The organism is Stieleria sedimenti, assembly GCF_025060895.1.
Lineage (GTDB): Bacteria > Planctomycetota > Planctomycetia > Pirellulales > Pirellulaceae > Stieleria > Stieleria sedimenti.
The window spans coordinates 1-17,519 of sequence record NZ_JANZKV010000073.1; the positions used below are offsets into that span (position 1 = coordinate 1).

Here is a 17,519-nt window from a genome sequence, read left to right on the forward strand (position 1 = left end):
GGCCCGTAGGCTCGCGCCAGACCGCTGATAGTGCCTGCCTAGAAGTTCGCTTGACCCTTGATCGTGCGCTGGGCGACCTGCCAAGCTTCGGTCAGGTGATCGGCATACTGATCGGGCGACAGCAGGACGCCCGAGCCGTCTTCGGCGAAGTCCAGTTCGATCATCCATCCGGCGCCGTAGGGATCGGCGTTGATCAGCGAGGGGTCCGAAAGAACGTGTTCGTTGATCGCCGACAGCGTGCCGGCGATGGGCGCATACAGATCGCTTTCCGCTTTCTTGCTCTCGATCGCGCCGATCATCTGACGGTGCTCGACCGCCGTCGGTGCTTCGACTTCCCAGTCCAGAAAGTAGACGTCTTGCAACAAGCGAACGGCGTAGGCCGACAACCCGAACCGCCACGTGCTGTCCTGAGAACCTGAGCCGGGCTCGATGCATCGAGCCCACATGTGGTTCTTGGCGTATTGACGGTCCCGCGGAAACGTGGCTTCGAATTCACCCATCGCAAAGGTGAATGATTCGGTGCTACGTGTATCGGACATTCTGATGTTCCGGCTCAAAGAACACGGGCAGCATGGCGTCGACTCGCAGCAACCCGTAGCGGGTCAATTCGATGCGGTCCCCGCTGATCGTCGCCCAACCGTCTTCGACATACTTCTCCCATTCCGACTTCCATCGCTCAAGAATGTTGACGCCAAATTTGCTTTGGAAGTAATTCACGTCCAGGTAACCGAGCTTGAGCATCAAAACCATCTCGCGGATCAGACGCTGATGATCGGTCGGGACATAGCCGCGTCCCAGCGGCAGCGAACCCGATTCGACCGTCGAAAGGTATTGTTCCAACTCGGCGACGTTCTGATAATGCACGCCGCTGACGTGGCCGAAGCTGGCGATTCCGGTGGCCAGCAAGTCGGCGCCTTTGAAGAGATTATCGCGGTACGAGAAATTCACCTTGGACGGATCTTTCACGACCGTGTAGGCGCTGCTGATGCTGTAGCCGGCATCGAGGAATTCGTTGAACGCGTAATCCACCCAGGCACGCTTGGTGGTCCAATCGGCCACGGGGCTGGTCGTGTGGTTCTCCAACATGTCCTTGCTGATCACGGTGTTGAACGGCAATTCCATCTGATAGATCGTCACACTCTCGGGCGACATGTCGATGGCTTGGCGAATGTTATCCTTCCAGTTGTCCCAGGTTTCACCGACCATCCCGGAAATCAAGTCGATGTTGACGTTCGGGAACTCGGCTTCGGCGATCCATTCCCAGGCCCGGAAAACCTGTTTGGACAGGTGAGCACGGCCGTTCTCTTCGAGTAGCTTGTCCGAGAAATTTTCGACCCCCAGGCTGAGCCGCGTGACGCCGAGTTCTTCGCGAAGTGTTTTGACCTTCGTTTCGCTCAGCGTTCCCGGTTCACATTCAAACGTCACCTCCTCGGCGCCGTCCCAGGTGATGTGTTGGCGGAGTCGTTCGGCAAGTTTCGTCAGTTGCTTTGGCGAGAGGAAGCTGGGGGTGCCGCCGCCGAAGTAGACGAAGCGGAAGGGGCGGTCCTTCATCACCTCCGTTTCGCTGACCATTGAAATTTCGTTGCACAGGGCATCGACGTAACGCTGGACTTCCGGCGCGGTCACATCCGTGAAAACTTTGAAGTAACAGAACTTGCAACGTTTTCGGCAAAACGGGATGTGCAGGTACAGCCCCAGCGGCGTGGTTTCGACCGCGGGGCTATGCAGCGCCGAAACGACTGCCTCCAACGCATCCTTCTTCCATTGGCTGTAGGGCGGATAGTTCGAAATAAAGTAGCTGCCGACTTCAGTTTTCGAATCACTAGCGGCGGACGACATGGGCAGACTATTTCAAAGAGCGTAGAAATCAGTGAACGGTGTTCTCGGTCAACGGTGTCGTTGATCGGAAGTGTTTATTGTAACCGGTCGTCACCCCCGGGGTCATCGGTGCTCTCGCTGGCGGATCACCTGGATCGCCCGCTGAAGATCATCCGGAAGGGGGGCTTCGAACGTCATCGATTCGCCGCTTTGGGGATGACAGAGTGTCAAGCGACGCGCGTGCAGCGCCTGTCGATCGAGGACCTGGGGGCTACCCGCGACGGTGCCCTGTCCCTGCAGCCAAGATTCGGCCGCGACGGCGTGTCCCGCGTAGAGCCGGTCACACAGGATCGGGCAGCCGAGGTGGGCTAGGTGGACGCGAATCTGGTGGGTGCGGCCGGTTTTGGGGCGGACCCGAACGAGAGTGAAGCGACCAATCCGCTCCATCACTTCGTAGAACGTGCTGGCCGGCTTGGTGGTCGGGTGATTTTCCCGAATCGCCATTTTGTCACGCTGGTATGGATGGCGTCCGATCGGTGCGTCGATGACATCGCGATCGCGGTCGAGTCGTCCCACGGTGATGGCGAAGTATTCTTTTTCGACTTCGCGATCATGCCATTGCTGGGCCAGCGCCATGTGAACGGCATTGGTCTTGGCGACGACGATGACGCCGCTGGTGTCCCGGTCCAGCCGGTGAACAATCCCCGGTCTCGTCGGGCCGCCGACGTCGGACAGGCACTGGAAGCGGTGTGCGAGCGCGCTGGTCAACGTTCCCTGCCAATTGCCGCGGGCCGGGTGCACTACCATCCCCGGCGGTTTGTTGACGACGACAAACCCGTCGTCTTCGTACAACAGGTCCAGCGGAATGTTCTCCGGGACCACTTCATCGGAGAACGCTTCGGGCAGCTGAAAGCGGATCGTCTGTCCAGCCTTGATCCGAAAACTGGGACGCACCGTTCGCCCATCCACCGCCGCTTGATCCTCTTGAACCGCCTGACGGATTTGCGTGCGACTGTAGCCGTCGCAGGCGCTGGTCAGAAATAGATCGATGCGTTGATCGGCCGCCGACGCAGGGACGACGAAATCCCGGAAAACCGGATCGCTCGATTCGTCGTCGAGAGCCTCGTCATTCGAGGCTTCGTCGCGGGGGGGCTCGTCGCTGATGGCAGCGTCTTCGTTAGAAAGTGACTCGGACTTCACGCGAGGTGGATCAATGGATCTTTGATTCGGTTTGAGTATCGCGGCGGAGCCGATGGTCAGTGGAACGGCTCGTTGCCTGGCGGCTGAAGCCCAATACNNCTCGCTGACGCGTCGGGCTGGCATCATCGCGCTGCTGCTCCCACTGCATCAAATTCGGTTACTCGGCCGATTCGTCGGCCGTGTCTTCGGAGTTCTCGTCCACCGTCTCGTCGCTGGCAGTTTCCGGTTCGGTCGTTTCCGGTTCGGTCGTTTCCGGCAGTTCCAGCCCACCTTCGATCGGGGCGTTGGGCTCGTCGGACGACTTCAAATCGTCGCCCATGTTCAGATCGGGAAGGTCCAAATCGGGCAGATCGGGCAGCGAGGAGGCACCGGGAAGTTCTGGCGGCAGCGAGGGGTCGGCCGGCGAGAAGTCTTGGTCGGAGAACCACGCCAAGAACTCGACGGTGTCCGGGTTGGAAAGGCGGTCGATGCGTTCCTGAGCCACCGCGACCATGGCTTCGGACTCGTTAGCGTCGACGGTTCGCTTGTAAGCGTCGATCGCCTCATCGATTTCGCCCAGCGATTCGGCGGCCATGCCCAGGCCAAAATTCGCCCGGGACAGCAACAACGTTTCGTTGGATGCCGCTCGGGCGTCGCTGAAGTGATCTTTTGCCTGCGACAGCAAGGTTTCGGCTTCGTCGCGGTCCTGGTACAGCGAATTGATGCCCTGGGCCAAGCTGTCGTTGCCCTGAAACAGCAACGACCAAGCGGCCGCGACGGTATCGGGGTACTGGGACGCAACTTCGGGGTTTTCCATCAGCAATTGCAACGTCGCGTCGCTGCGTTTGGCAACTTCGCCGCTGGAATAAAGCCCCACGGCGATCAAGGCCACAATGACGATCACCACGGCCGTCAGGATGAGCTTGGAATAGGGCTCAATCTTCTTGTAAAAGCCGGCCAAATTTTCGGCGACGATGTTCTGTTCCAGTTGTGCCTGGCGATCTTTCATGAGTGGTCTTGTCCGCGTTGTCTAAGCGAGACGAGCCGATTGCGGTGAGGGAACGAGTTGGAAGCGTGGGGCTGGGCGAGCGTTAATGTCGCACAAGTGTCGGTCGCGAAGTATAGGAGCGACAAAAACTTATCGTCAATAGAAGGCGCCGCAGACGCGGCGACATCCATGCCATTTGCCGCAAGTACCCCAGCTAGCCGATGCTACCGCTCGGATTCGTCCACCGCGTGCTCACGCAGTTCTTCCAGCGAGGCGAATTCCAAGGCCGAGACATGGGTGGCGCGGAGGACCACCTGTGGGGCCTGGCCGGCGTCATAGGCCTCTTTCCAACGCGCCGCGCACAGGCACCAGCGGTCGCCCGGTTGCAGTCCGGCGAACCGGTAGAGCGGATTGGGGGTGCTGAGATCGTTGCCACGCGATTTGCTGAATTCCAAAAATTCAGCGGTCATCACCGCGCAGATCACGTGCAGCCCCGCGTCCGAAGCGCCGGTGTTGCAGCATCCGTCACGATAAAAGCCGGTCATCGGGTCGGTGCTGCAGGTCTCGAGGTCAGTTCCAATAACGTTTTTTGCCATGGGGTCAGGTTCAAGGGATCGGGCCAGCTGTCGCGCATCACACTACGGATCTGATTGTAGCGAGTCGGTCGCTGCGGCGTGGGGGGAACGGACCGAGCAGGCAAATGCTCGGATCCCGCCGAAGCGAGGAACAACCCGTGGGTTTTAGCGTCATGGCCTTGAAGCGGTTTTTCGCTATATGATGATGGCGTTTGTTCCGCTTTCTCTTCCCGCCAGTCGACCTGCCATGGATGCTCCCCACAGCGACGCTTTGCTCCGCGAACTGACAGCCCCGCAATGCGAAGCGGTTCAGCACGTCGAAGGCCCGATGTTGATTTTGGCCGGCCCGGGCAGCGGAAAGACGCGGGTGGTCACGCATCGGATCGCGTATTTGTTGTCCCAAAACATCCCGGACTGGCAAATTGCGGCGTTGACGTTTACCAACAAAGCTGCCGACGAGATGCGATTGCGGTTGGAAAAACTGGCGCCTGGACAAAAGGTTTGGATGGGCACCTTTCACCGTTTCTGTGCCCAGTTGTTGCGGCGTTATGCGTCGATGGTGGGGCTGCAAGAGAATTATTCGATATACGACACGTCAGATTCGAAGCAGGCGATGAAGCGTGCGATCGAAGCCGCCGGGGTTTCCACGACGCATGCGTCTCCGGATCAGATCGCCAACGTGATCAGCAAGGCGAAGAACAAGCTGATCACGCCGGACGTCATGGAAGGCCAGATGTTGTCGCCGAAGGAAACCGTCGCCGCCAAGGTGTATCCGGTTTATCAGCGCCAGTTGCTGACGGCCAACGCGGTCGACTTTGATGACCTGCTATTGCACGTGGCCAACCTGCTGCGGCACAGTCCTGAATTGCGGGGCGAACTCGACCAGCGATTTCGCTACATCCTGGTCGACGAGTATCAGGACACGAATTTGGCTCAGTACGCGATCGTCCGGGCGCTTTCGATCGATCACCCCAACCTGTCGGTCACCGGGGACCCGGATCAATCGATCTATGGCTGGCGGGGTGCAGACCTGAACAACATTCTAGATTTCGAAAAAGATTATCCGGCGGTCAAAACGGTTCGGCTGGAACAAAACTATCGCAGCACGCCCAACGTGTTGCGGGTCGCCGACCAATTGATCCGTCACAACCGACGCCGCAAACAAAAGAACCTGTTTACCGACAACGATGAGGGAGAACCGGTGATCCTGCGGTGGTTCGAAAACGGCTATGAGGAAGCCGATTCGATCGCCGACGAGATCGTCGCGGCGATTTCGTCTGACCTCGCCCGGCCAAACGATTTTGCAATCTTTTGTCGCATGAATTCGCTGACGCGGTCACTCGAACACGCACTCCGCGGCCGTGGCGTTCCCTATCAAATCGTCAACGGCGTCGAATTCTATCAGCGGAAAGAGATCAAGGACGTCCTGGCGTACCTGCATCTGGTCAACAATCCCGGCCACGACGTCGCATTGATGCGTGTGATCAACACTCCGACGCGAGGAATCGGCGCCAAGACCGTGCAACGGATCCAGGCGTTTGCCGACAGCCACAACATCCCCATGCTGGAAGCAGCCCGACGCGCCGAGCAGATCGAATCGCTGGCCAAACGCAGCGTCACGATGGTCAAGAAATTTGTCACGATCTACGACCGGATCGCCGCCCGCGCGACCGCTCCGCTGGAGGAGTTGATGCGGTGCGTGGTTCAAGAGTCGGGGTACGACAAGTTTTTGAAAAAGAACTGCGACGAAGCGGACGATTCCAGCCCGTTGGGAAACGTTGACGAATTGATCAGTGCCGCGGTGGACTTTGATCGGCGACATCCCGACGACGGATCGCTGGAAGCGTTTCTGGAACAAGTCGCACTGGTCAGCGACACCGACGCCTTCGAAGAAAACGACCAACGCGTCACCCTGATGACCCTGCACGCCTCCAAGGGGCTGGAATTTCCGCGAGTCTTTATCATCGGCGTCGAAGACGATTTGCTGCCCCACAAACGATCCAAAGAAGACGATGCGCAGTTCGAAGAGGAGCGGCGACTCTTGTTCGTCGGCATCACTCGTGCCAAGCAGTGGTTGCAACTGAGTTGTTGTAAACGTCGCATGATTCGCGGCGACACGCGACCGGTGATTGCCAGCCCGTTTTTGAACGAGCTGCCGTTGGAGGAGATGAAACGCATCGAGTCGACGGTGCAACGAAATTATTTTGATCACGACATCGACCAGAGTGGCGGCGGCGATTGGGATTTGCCGGAAATCCAAATCAACGCGGAAGCCCAGGGAGAAGCCCAGGCAGACGTGTCGTTTGATTTCGGAGCCAATCAAGACGAAGACGTGTTTTCGTCCGATGACCAAGCCCGAGAGTCTTCGCCGGCATTTGATTCGGTCACCGCCGAATCGGCTCCGCCGGAGGCGAAAACCAAATCGATCCCCGAGATCGGTGCGCTCAAGACGGCCGCGGATTTGATGTCGGGCAATCGACCGCCGCTGACGGCGTTTCGCGAAGGCACCACAGTGCGACATTACGATTACGGCGAAGGGACGATCCTGGCCGTCAGCGGTCTCGGCCCCAAACGCATGGCCCGCGTCCAATTCGCCGACGGAGAGCACAACTTTCGACTCGCCTTCGCCAAGTTGGAAGTGGTGGGGTGAGCATTCGGGGCGTCGACGATTGAACGGGCCGTCGCGGTCGGTCCGCCCGAGATCCCATGGGACGTCAATTGTATAAGCAACGAGCGGAATCTAAGTGTTTGATCTCTTGAAGTGCGTTGTTAAGCGACGGATTTGATTGGAGCGCGAGGCGTCAAGACTTTTGCAGCGTGTGCCCTCTCTGGCGTTTGCTTGCTGCGCAAACGCCGTCTCTCCCAGAGGGAGAGAATCTCCAAACGCTGCCGCTAGACAATCGAGATCCCGGAGGGATGAAAGCGAGTAGCCGGAGGTGAGCATCGCGACACCTCCGGCTACTCGCTGCAACCCCGTTCGGCAACGCTGTGAAGTATTTTCCCCATGAGTTTCTTGAGGTTTTAGCGGTAGGGCGCGAGCCCTCCGGTCTTTCACGGTGTTTTTGAAGCGCGACCGGACGGCTCGCGCCGTTCCGCTAACATTGAGGTTTTAGCGGTAGGGCGCGAGCCCTCCGGTCTTTCACGGTGTTTTTGAAGCGCGACCGGACGGCTCGCGCCGTTCCGCTAACACCTTTTGACTCTCACGACCCCGTGTAGCGTGACAGCTCGCCCAGGTTCAGACTGTCATTCATTTCGGCTTGCAGTGTTTCCAGACGCGAGAACAGTCGCGTGACCGTCTTGGCATGCTCTGCCGAACCGGCCAGGTCGTTCCTCTCCTGAGGGTCCTGTTTCATGTCGTACAAGCGGATCTTGTTGGCAACCGGGTAGACGATCAGTTTGTAGTTTTCGGTACGGATACTGCGTTGCTTATCCAAGTAGGCGCCGTAAACGACGTCATAGGGGCTATCGGCACCGCCGAGCATCGGCAACAGGCTGTTGAATTGGACGTGTTCGGGCTGCTTGATTCCGGCCAATTCCAAGGTCGTCGGCATGATGTCTTGCAGGTACACGGGGTGATCGATGGATTGGCCCGCTTGGGCGTCCGGCCCGATCACCATCAACGGCACCCGGACGCTGTGGTCGTACAGGTTTTGTTTGCCCATCAAGCCGTGCTGTCCGCAGGCGAGTCCGTGATCGGCGGTAAAGAAGATCCACGTGTTGTCCTCTTTTCCGGTCGCTTTGACGGCGTCCAGGATCCTGCCGATCATCGCGTCCATGTGCGTGATGATCGCGTAATACTCTTGTCGGTTTGTCTTGACCGCCAGCGGCGTGCGGGGGAACGGGGCGAGTCTTTCGTCACGCAGCTTTCGTCCGGCCGCCATCGCTTCGGCGTAAGGGTATTCGGGCAGAAAGTTCTCCGGCAGCTTGACTTGGTCGACAGGGTACTTGGCAACGTACTCGGCGGGCGATTGCCGCGGATCATGCGGGGCGTTGAAGGCCAGATACATGAAGAACGGCTGGTCGCTGGAACCGGCCTCGCTGAGGAAATCGACCGAGTGATGGGCAACCACTTCACTCCAGTGCGTTCCGCCTTCCCAGAAACCGCCGAACTTGGGATCACTGGGAGACCACGGATCGGTCACTTCGCCGGTTTCCGGGTCAACCAGTGGCCGGTTGTAGCCGGCCGGCGTTTGGCTGGGCATGCCGCCGCGGACATCACGAGCGACGTCAAAGGATTTTTGGGCGTCGGCCCGGCAATGCCATTTTCCGGTCATATACGTTCGATAGCCGGCGGCTTTCATGTACTCGCTCCACCATCGCCCCGCTTCACGTTCCTTTTCGGCGGCTTGGTAAACCGGTTCGGCGTCCCAAAGGAACCGCCCGGAATTGAGCATCATGCGGCTGGCGACGCACACCGCACCCGACCAAGAACCCATGTTGTAGGCGTGGGTGAAGGTGGTGGCACGCTTGGCGATCCGATCCAGATTCGGTGTTTCGACTTCCGGGTGGCCAAACGCAGCGACGGTGTCGAAACATTGGTCATCGGAGAAGATGAACACGATATTGGGAGGCTCCGCTGCGCTCGCACCCGGCGGGCAGCAAAAACTCGAGACCGTTGCGAAAAGGATGAGAAGCGCGCGTCGTGACATGGAGCGAAAATCCGAAGAGTGTGGATAGAAATCGACGGCCGTATTATACGATCATTCGCTCGCGGGATCGCTGCGTTTGCCAGATTTCGCCGCGGGCCGGTCGCTGACGCGTCCCGCTGGAGAGCATCTCAGCACGCGGCGTGAGCCCAATGCCATCCAGTTTGGTTCCAAAGGTGTTAGCGGAACGGCGCGAGCCGTCCGGTTGCGCTTCAGAAACACCGTGAAAGACCGGAGGGCTCGCGCCCTACCGCTAATAATGAAACACCCCGCTTGGCGTCAAATTAGATGGCATTGGGCGCAAGCCCGTGTCGCGTCTTCAACACCAGCGATGGGGGCGGCCGATCAGCGTTTCCAGATCGGCAAAAAATTCGGGGTAGGTTTTTCCGGTGCACGATGGGTTGAGCACCCGGACGCCCTCGGCAGCCAGTCCCGCCAGCGAAAGACTCATGGCCATCCGATGGTCATGGTAGGTTTCCAGTGTCGCCGGCGTGATCCCGTCGGCGGGCGGATGAATCGTCAGCCCGTCATCGTGTTCCTCGATGGTCGCGCCGAGTTTTCGCAGTTCGCAGGCCAGATCACCGATGCGGTCGGTTTCTTTGAATCGGTTGTGCGCGACGCCGCGAACGCGTGTCGGGCCGTCGGCAAACAGAGCAACAACGGCAAGCGTCTGGACGGTATCGCTGATCTGATTCATGTCCACGTCAATGCCACGCGAGGCACGACCGGAGAGGGTCATGCCGTCGGCATCATGATCGAATCGACAACCCATCTGCTCGAGCACGCGGCAGAATCCCACGTCGCCTTGCATCGCACCGGGGGTCAGCCCCAGCACGGTGACTTCGCCTCCGGTGATCGCCGCGGCGGCCCAGAAGTAACTGGCGGCCGACGCATCGGGTTCGATTTCGTACTCGATCCCTTGATAGCCTTCACCGGACACACTGACACGCAACGAGACCGTCTCAACGGCGTCCAAATCGACCTCTTCGATGTCGACATTCGCCCCAAAGGATCGCATGACCGCCGCCGTCATTTCGATGTAGGGTCGCGAGACCAGTTCGCCGATCACGTTGATTTGGACGTTGCCGACCGATGGACCACCGTTGGCACGCGGGCGTCGAGCGTGCAAGGCCACCGGGGCGGCCATCATCAATCCGCTCAGATACTGGCTGCTGACGCTGCCGCAGACGCGTATCGGTTTGTCGCTCCATCCGCGCGAACGAATCGCGACCGGTGGGCAGCCGCCAGGTGATTGAGTGATGATCGAACCGAGTTGGACCTCGGCAAGTGCATCGACCAAATCAGCGATCGGCCGGTGGTGCATGCGTTGCACGCCCGACAAGTCGTAGTTGCCGCCGGCCGCCGACAGGGCTGCGGTCAGGAAACGAATCGAGGTGCCGCTGTTGGCGATGAACAATTCATGGGTCACGTCCGCGTTCGTGCTGCGGGTCGACGCGTCGACTTGGATCGTTCGCCCGGCTTCGGAAACATTGATCGAAACGCCGCAGGTGCGGAGGCTGTCGATCATCACCGCCGTGTCTTCGCTGCGTAACGCTCCCGAAAGGGTGGACTGACCGTCGGCCATCGCGGCGCAGATCAGCGCCCGATTGGTCAGACTTTTGCTACCCGGCGGTCGAATCGCTCCGCGGATAACGCCGCCCGGTTGGACAGAAACGCTGGTCGGTTCAGGGCTCAGGGTGCTCGTCGGCTGGTCGGGCATTGCATTTTCAGGGCGCGCGAAATGGGACAGCAGCCCAGTATCGCTTGCTGGCCAGAATTCGCAAGCTGGAAGCGTGCCCCCGGATTCGCAAGCTGGAAGCTTACGCCACGTGGGGTCGCAAGCTGGAAGCGTACGCCACGTGGGGTCGCAAGCTGGAAGCGTACGCCACTTGGGGTCGCAAGCTGGAAGCGTACGCCACGGGTTAGATCGCCAGGGCGCCTTCGCGGCTGGGGACGGTGAACACACCCAACACCATCGAAGCCAACGTCAGGGTGTGGATCAACCAGACGTCATCCAGACGCATCACGGTTCGCAGCGTCACCAGACTGATGATCACCAACGCGATCAAGAACCGGCGTTCGGCACGTCGCAAGGCGTCGCCGACAGACAGCTTGGTCGACAGCAGCGCCCACAGCCCAAACAAGGGTAGCGCGATTGCATTGACCACGGCAAAAAACTCGGGCAATTCGAGCATGACGATCCCTCGTCCAGCAGAGTGATTGAAAAGCAAAAAGAAAAGCATTCCGCTACGCGGCTCAGGATCGCAGGAGGGGACATCGCAATGGAAGCCGGACTTGAGAGGAAATTTTAAGATTTGCCAAAAAGTCACAACGGATTTCCGTAGACGCGGTGTTCTGGACGCCTCCACAATGGGTTGTGGCAATGGCGATTCGATCGCCGACTGATCGAGTCATCAGAAAATCAGTGGAGGGGAAGGCGATGTCAGAAGGCAAAGGGACGCGGTGTGGCCAGCGTATCGTGGCGGTCATTGACCTCGGTGATCACCAGCTGGGTGGTGACGGCGTGTTTGGTGGTGCGGCGGTCGAGTGTGAAGGTCAAAGGGTCGATCCGCCGCATGCGATTCAGCGGTTCGCCCATCGACGACTTGCCGGGCAACCCCTGCTGTTGCGGATGGCGGCGCGGTTGAGCGAATGCCAATGGGTGGATGAGATCTACGCAGTGGGCTGTAACTTGCCGGATTCGATGACGCAACTGAACAGCGCCGTCATCCGTCCGCTGAGTCTGCCGACGTGCCATTGGGTGGAACGAGTCGGCGCAATCGTTGATCGCACGACGCCCACATGGGTGTTCTATGTTCCCGCTAACCGGCCGTTTATCGATGCCGCCTTGGTCGACGGGTTGTTGTCCAAGGCGTCGAAAAGCCAGCGGGGAGACTACTTCGGCTACACCTCGACATCTCAAGGTCGAGACCCAATGGAGCACCTGGGGTTGGCCGGCGAGGTGTGTCACGCCGATGCGATCCGGCGGCTCCGACGAAACGCCGACCGATTGACGCCGGGGCAAACGATTGCCGGATGCCTGGAGGGTGCACCCGGCAACTACGAGCTGAACTTTGTGCCCGTTCCCGACGAACTAGACCGCTGTGGTCTGCGGTTCGCCATCGAAGACGAGCACGACTGGGACGAAGCGCACCTGGTCTGCGAATCCGTCCGTGAAGTCGATGCCGGATGGCAGCAGGTCGCGCGATTGGTCAGCCAAAAAGAGCATCTGCGAGACGCGACACCCAGCGTCGATTCAATTTAGCAGCGAAGGTGTTAGCGGAACGGCGCGAGCCGTCCGGTCGCGCTTCAAAGACACCGTGAAAGACCGGAGGGCTCGCGCCCTGCCGCTAACCAACAACACCCCGTTGGGTGTCAAAGTACGTGGCACTGGGCTTGCACCGTCGGCTCAGCATTCAACTTTCGCCCCTGACGACGAGTCTAACTGCGGAGCATGACACCGACGGCTTGCAGGTAGCGTTCGACGACGTCCAGTTCGACATCACGCCACTCGGCCGCTTTGTGCCGCAGGATGGCCAGCTTGAGCGACTCGATGGCGTCGTTCAGGTCATTGGGCAACTGGGGCAGTCCGATGAAGGGTTGAACCGGTGCCGCCGAGGCTTCGGCTTCCGATCCATCGGCTTGAATGCCCGCGTCGCCGTCCCTGTTTTGGCCCGCCAGGGATTGCAGTTCTTCTTCGTCGCCGAAATCGGGGCCTTCGAACGTGGGACCGGATTCGACGCCGCCGCTGTCGTTATCGTATTCGCGGTGTTTGCCGTCGCCTTGAGCCGGTAGGGTGACGTCTTCGTCGGTGTCGACTTCCACGATTTGGCTGTCGGTCGGGCGGTTGCTGTCGACCGCTCCCTCGGCCTGCCAACGTTTCTCGCGCATCACCGAAATGCTCCACTTTTCATTCGCGGCGCCTTCCAGCCACAGCGGAGCGTCTTCCCAATCCAGTGCCGCCAGAAAGTGGCTCCAGTACAGCCCTGGATAGCTTTGATAGGAATCGTTGAATCGCTCATAGACCCGGCGGAGTCGCCCGACGTGCGGGGCGGTCACCCCGCCGACGCGTCGCGACCAGGCGTCGTCGGAGTATTGGGTCGCATCGACACCCGATTCAATCAACTCGTTTCTCCACTGGCTGATGATCCGGCCTTTTTCCCAGTTGGTCGTGCTGATCAATTGATTCCATTGACCGACAAACGGCTCGGCCAGTTCGCTCGCCCGCAGCAAGTCTTCCTCGCTGACCGTCGCCGCGCCGGGGTCGGTCTGCTCCTCCCAGGCAGCTTTGGCGGCATCCAGATCGGCGTCCTGGATCGCATCGTCCGCCGTTTCGGGAGAGTCCACGGGCGGTTGGGCAGCGGAGGCGGCGGGGTCCGTCGCCCCTGCCGAAGGCTCCGCGATCGTGTCGGTAACTTGAGATTCCGTTTCGTTGGCGGAAGAGAGTTCGTCCTGAGGCATCAGCGTCCGAGTGGTAAAAATGTCGTGTGGAGATAATTTCGTGACCCAGTCACAGTGGTTGCACACGCTAACGAAAGAAACCGCGGGTGAAAAACGGTTGGCGGCTCGAGAACGCCTGAGTCGACGATTTTCCGATTCACACACGCCGTCTGGGCAAACTTTGACATGTGGAAAGCCTGTCGGGGACTCGCCGTTTGGTTTGGCGTTTTCCACTCGGTGCGGTTATTCTGTTGGCCCCACCAACACCACGCCCACCACTCGCAATGAAATACGCCTTCGTCCTTGCCGCAGCCATCGCTGTCGCATGGTGCACCACCGCTTCGTCTTCCGCCGCGGACGACTCGCCCTCCGCTCCGCCCGATCGGAAACCGGCCACGACGATCACTGCTGAAGAGGAAGCGTTCTTTGAGTCAACGATTCGTCCGTTGCTGATCGAGCACTGCTACGAATGCCATTCACGCCAATCCGGCGAATCGTCGGGTGAGTTGTTCGTGGACGCCGCCGACTCGCTTCGGACCGGCGGCACTTCCGGCCCCGCCCTGGTGCCCGGAAACCCGGACGCGAGTTTGATGATCAAGGCCGTCCGGTATGACGACGCGGAGTATGAAATGCCGCCGACCGGAAAGCTCGATGAAAGCGAAATCAAACTGTTGGAGGACTGGGTTCGGATGGGGGCGCCCGACCCCCGTGATTCGATCGCCGAGCCGCCCAAGCAAACATCGCCGATGGACATCGATCCTCGGTCCCACTGGGCCTTCATCGCCCCCCGGCGATTTCGCGGCGACGTCGCTGTCGGCGACGACGATTCTGATGTGATCGACGCGGTCGCCAGAGGCTTGGCAAACAAGGCGGGGATTTCGCTTGCTGATCGTTGCGACGACCAGACGTTGATTCGGCGACTCTACCACGACTTGACCGGGCTGCCGCCGACGATCGCCCAGATCAACGCCTTTGTGGCCTCGACCGAAACCGACAAGCATTTCCGCTTGGTCGATCAGCTGCTCGCCTCGCCGCAGTTTGCCGAGCGATTCGCCAGGCACTGGATGGACGTTGCGCGTTACGCCGACACCATCGGGTACGCCTTGGTAGGCAAGGAGCGTCGGCTGGAAGGCAGCGATCGTTATCGCGATTGGCTGATTCGGGCGTTTGCAACCGACATCCCGTTCGATCAGATGATACGGCTGCAATTGGCCGCCGATCGATTCGATCCCGCCAACGAAAACGGTGATTTGGATGCGATGGGATTTCTGACCGTCGGCCGTCGGTTTCTCAATCGCTACGACACGATCGACGACCGGATCGACGTGATCACGCGTGGGTTGATGGGCATGACGGTCGCCTGTGCACGCTGTCACGATCACAAGTTTGATCCGATCCCGACGACCGATTACTACTCGTTGCTCGGCATCTTGCAAAGCAGCGAGACTCCCGAGGACGCCGCCAGCCCGCTGGCCTTGGTCGACCGGGCGAAACCCGCCGACAGTCACGTGTTCTTGCGCGGTCAGCCCGGCAATCGGGGTGAAACGGCGCCACGCCAATATCTGACCGCGCTTCGAAAGCCGGACGAGCCGCGGTTCACCGATGGCAGTGGGCGGCTCGAGTTGGCCGAGCGGCTTGCGTCGCACGAGAACCCGCTGGTCGCACGCGTGTTCGTCAACCGAATCTGGATGCATCTGATCGGCCGACCGATCGTCGATTCGACCAGTGACTTCGGTGTCCGTACCGAGGCGCCGCCGCTGGTCGGTGTGCTGGATGAATTGGCAGCCGAGTTTGCCGAGCACTGGAGTGTCAAGCGGCTGATACGACGCATCGTGACGTCCCGGGTGTATGCCCAATCGGCCGCACCTGCCGATGACGCGGCGCCGCGTCTCGATCCCGAAAATCGTCTTGCGGCACGCGGGAACCGGCGACGTCGCGACTTCGAATCCCTGCGAGATTCGGTGCTCGCGGTTTGCGGGCGACTCGATCGCACCATCGGCGGCCCGCCGGTCGAGGTCCATTTGGCTTCGCCCAGCCCGCGACGAACGCTCTATGCCATGATCGATCGCCAGAATTTACCGTCGTTGTTTCGGACATTCGACGTTGCCAGTCCCGACGCGCATACACCCAAGCGATTCTTTACCACTGTGCCGCAGCAAGCGCTGTTCTTGATGAATCATCCACAGATCGGCGTGTTTGCGCGGTCGCTGGCCGAGCAAGTCGAATCGGACAACCGGGACAATGCGGTGCAAGTCGATCGCATGTTCGAACGCATTCTGTCTCGCCAACCGAGTGCAGGGGAGCGTGAGACGTGTGTTGCGTTTTTGCGGCAACCGGCCGGTCAGCGCGAGCGACGATTTGATCCGCAGCTCGCCTGGCGCTATGGAACCTCACCGGCGAATGCGGAGAGCCGTGTGGCCGAGTTTCGTCCGCTGGCGGTGTTCAGTGGGGCGACGTGGCAGGACCAGGACAAGTTGCCTGCGTCGAGCGAACTCGGCTATGCGTCGATCGGTGCGGAAAATGGGCATCCCGGGCCTCAGCATGCCGTCGTGCGACGATGGATCGCACCGGCCAGCGGTCGCGTGACGATCAGCGGCATGGTGGGGCATCGAAACGATCAAGGTGACGGCGTCGAACTGGCGATCTGGGTCGGCGATCGTCGGTTGTGGCGAGAAAACCAGAAGAGCAACAATCGACCGTTTCGTAACTTGAGCGCCGACGTCGCTGCCGGTGAAACCGTCGATTTTGTCGTCTCCCCGCGAGCGTCCGATAGCTTCGATTCGTTCTTCTTGCGGTGCCAGGTGTCGCTCGAAAGTGACCGTGGCGAATACTTCGAAGGTGATTCGAAACGTGATTTCGCTGGGCCGATTGAACGGGGTCATGCAGCACCCCTGAGCCGCCTGGCGCAACTCGCCCAGACCTTGCTGCTGTCCAACGAGTTTGTGTTCGTGGATTGAAGTGGGGCATCGCCACTGTGCGTCGGCTGATGTCAATCGCACGATCAGCCGTAGATCGCCAGCCGACGGGCTTACCGGATCGTCGTCTCGTCGCCTTGGCCTTCGGCGACGCGAACGTCGTCTGATTCTGCGCCGGTGGCGTCGGGCGCGGTTTGTGCATCGATCGCGGCGATCCACTGTTGCGGGTCATTGCCATAATCTTTGCCGATGACGCCTTTCAAGCTTTGCATCGCCAGATGAATGGTCGCCGGGTCGCGGTCTTCCAATGCCAAGCGGAGTGATTCGACAGGAACGGTGCCCTTGTGCTTGCCGAGCGCGTCGATCGCCGAATTCTTGACATCGGATTCGGGTGTCGTGCCGAGTGTGGACGCGAGCAACTGGGCGGCTTCGGGTTCACGCCGTTTTCCCAACGAGCGACAGGCTTCCATTTGCACCTTCAAACTTTCGTCGTCCAGCCCACGTTCGATCAAGTCGATCGCGCCGGGCGTCCTTAATTTGCTGGCGGCGAGGATCGACAGCCGTCGCATTTCGGGGCTGGGATCGTTTTCGATGATGCGATCCAGATGGGTCGCCCATTTCGCTTGTTCTTTTGCACTCATGCCGCCGATCTGACTGGCAAGCCTTTGTAGCTCTTCTCGTCGTTCGTGGTCGGTCACGCCGAGTTCTTGGTCGCGTTTCCATTCTCGCATCGGGAAGTACGGGTTGAGCCGTTTCATACCGTAGAGCGGTCCGTCGTGACACCCAGATGCCAGCACACAGAGGACTGCGGCGAAGGCGCCACAGGTGAAGGAGTGCAGGCGGCGACGATGTGTCATGTCAGTATCGATGATTGGTTGGTGCGGCATTCCGTTTCCAAAACCAAGACTTCAACGGGAATGGTGGGTGACGGCAAGACCGTCGGACATTGGGACTTATC

13 protein-coding genes are annotated in these 17,519 nt (G+C 59.9%); 3 read left to right on the top strand and 10 right to left on the bottom strand.

Annotation, left to right across the window (positions count from 1 at the left end; genetic code table 11):
• Positions 1-38 precede the first annotated feature (38 nt).
• From NZK35_RS11375 to NZK35_RS11395, 5 genes are all read right to left on the bottom strand, one after another.
• Positions 39-539, bottom strand: a complete 501-nt coding sequence (locus tag NZK35_RS11375; RefSeq protein ID WP_259632654.1) for a glycine cleavage system protein H — start codon at positions 537-539, stop codon at positions 39-41.
• Positions 523-1,839 (bottom strand): coproporphyrinogen-III oxidase family protein, encoded by a 1,317-nt coding sequence (locus tag NZK35_RS11380; RefSeq protein WP_259632655.1) that lies wholly within the window; start codon positions 1,837-1,839, stop codon positions 523-525. The genes NZK35_RS11375 and NZK35_RS11380 overlap by 17 nt, the downstream gene beginning before the upstream one ends.
• A gap of 102 nt (positions 1,840-1,941) precedes the next feature.
• Positions 1,942-2,868 (bottom strand): RluA family pseudouridine synthase, encoded by a 927-nt coding sequence (locus NZK35_RS11385; RefSeq protein WP_323379634.1) that lies wholly within the window; start codon positions 2,866-2,868, stop codon positions 1,942-1,944.
• 307 nt (positions 2,869-3,175) lie between these two features.
• The gene (locus tag NZK35_RS11390; RefSeq protein ID WP_259632657.1) at positions 3,176-4,006 is read right to left on the bottom strand and encodes a tetratricopeptide repeat protein; all 831 of its coding nucleotides are present in this window, start codon (positions 4,004-4,006) and stop codon (positions 3,176-3,178) included.
• Between the two features lie 203 nt (positions 4,007-4,209).
• Positions 4,210-4,581 (bottom strand): DUF2237 family protein, encoded by a 372-nt coding sequence (locus tag NZK35_RS11395; RefSeq protein WP_095742366.1) that lies wholly within the window; start codon positions 4,579-4,581, stop codon positions 4,210-4,212.
• 226 nt (positions 4,582-4,807) lie between these two features.
• On the opposite strand from NZK35_RS11395, the gene NZK35_RS11400 reads away from it, so the two are divergent.
• On the top strand, positions 4,808-7,210 hold the full coding sequence (locus NZK35_RS11400) for an ATP-dependent helicase (RefSeq protein WP_259632658.1): 2,403 nt from the start codon (positions 4,808-4,810) through the stop codon (positions 7,208-7,210).
• A gap of 550 nt (positions 7,211-7,760) precedes the next feature.
• On the opposite strand, the gene NZK35_RS11405 is transcribed toward NZK35_RS11400, so the two are convergent.
• The 3 genes from NZK35_RS11405 to NZK35_RS11415 form a co-directional block, all read right to left on the bottom strand.
• Positions 7,761-9,119 carry a sulfatase-like hydrolase/transferase gene (locus NZK35_RS11405; RefSeq protein WP_259632659.1) on the bottom strand — a complete coding sequence of 453 codons (1,359 nt, stop codon included), beginning with the start codon at positions 9,117-9,119 and terminating at the stop codon, positions 7,761-7,763.
• Positions 9,120-9,525: 406 nt separating this feature from the next.
• Positions 9,526-10,926 carry a 3-phosphoshikimate 1-carboxyvinyltransferase gene (gene aroA, locus NZK35_RS11410; RefSeq protein ID WP_259632660.1) on the bottom strand — a complete coding sequence of 467 codons (1,401 nt, stop codon included), beginning with the start codon at positions 10,924-10,926 and terminating at the stop codon, positions 9,526-9,528.
• A 202-nt stretch (positions 10,927-11,128) separates the two neighbouring features.
• Complete coding sequence (locus tag NZK35_RS11415) at positions 11,129-11,401, bottom strand: hypothetical protein (protein ID WP_259632661.1); 273 nt, start codon at positions 11,399-11,401, stop codon at positions 11,129-11,131.
• 245 nt (positions 11,402-11,646) lie between these two features.
• Between NZK35_RS11415 and NZK35_RS11420 the strand changes: the two genes are divergently transcribed.
• On the top strand, positions 11,647-12,471 hold the full coding sequence (locus NZK35_RS11420) for a hypothetical protein (protein ID WP_259632662.1): 825 nt from the start codon (positions 11,647-11,649) through the stop codon (positions 12,469-12,471).
• A gap of 176 nt (positions 12,472-12,647) precedes the next feature.
• Here the strand turns inward: NZK35_RS11420 and NZK35_RS11425 are convergent, their stop codons facing one another.
• The gene (locus NZK35_RS11425) at positions 12,648-13,667 is read right to left on the bottom strand and encodes a hypothetical protein (protein ID WP_259632663.1); all 1,020 of its coding nucleotides are present in this window, start codon (positions 13,665-13,667) and stop codon (positions 12,648-12,650) included.
• Between the two features lie 263 nt (positions 13,668-13,930).
• Here NZK35_RS11425 and NZK35_RS11430 point away from each other — a divergent pair, with 263 nt between their 5' ends.
• Positions 13,931-16,603 carry a PSD1 and planctomycete cytochrome C domain-containing protein gene (locus NZK35_RS11430; protein ID WP_259632664.1) on the top strand — a complete coding sequence of 891 codons (2,673 nt, stop codon included), beginning with the start codon at positions 13,931-13,933 and terminating at the stop codon, positions 16,601-16,603.
• Positions 16,604-16,674: 71 nt separating this feature from the next.
• Here the strand turns inward: NZK35_RS11430 and NZK35_RS11435 are convergent, their stop codons facing one another.
• Positions 16,675-17,418, bottom strand: a complete 744-nt coding sequence (locus NZK35_RS11435) for a HEAT repeat domain-containing protein (RefSeq protein WP_259632665.1) — start codon at positions 17,416-17,418, stop codon at positions 16,675-16,677.
• Positions 17,419-17,519 lie beyond the last annotated feature (101 nt).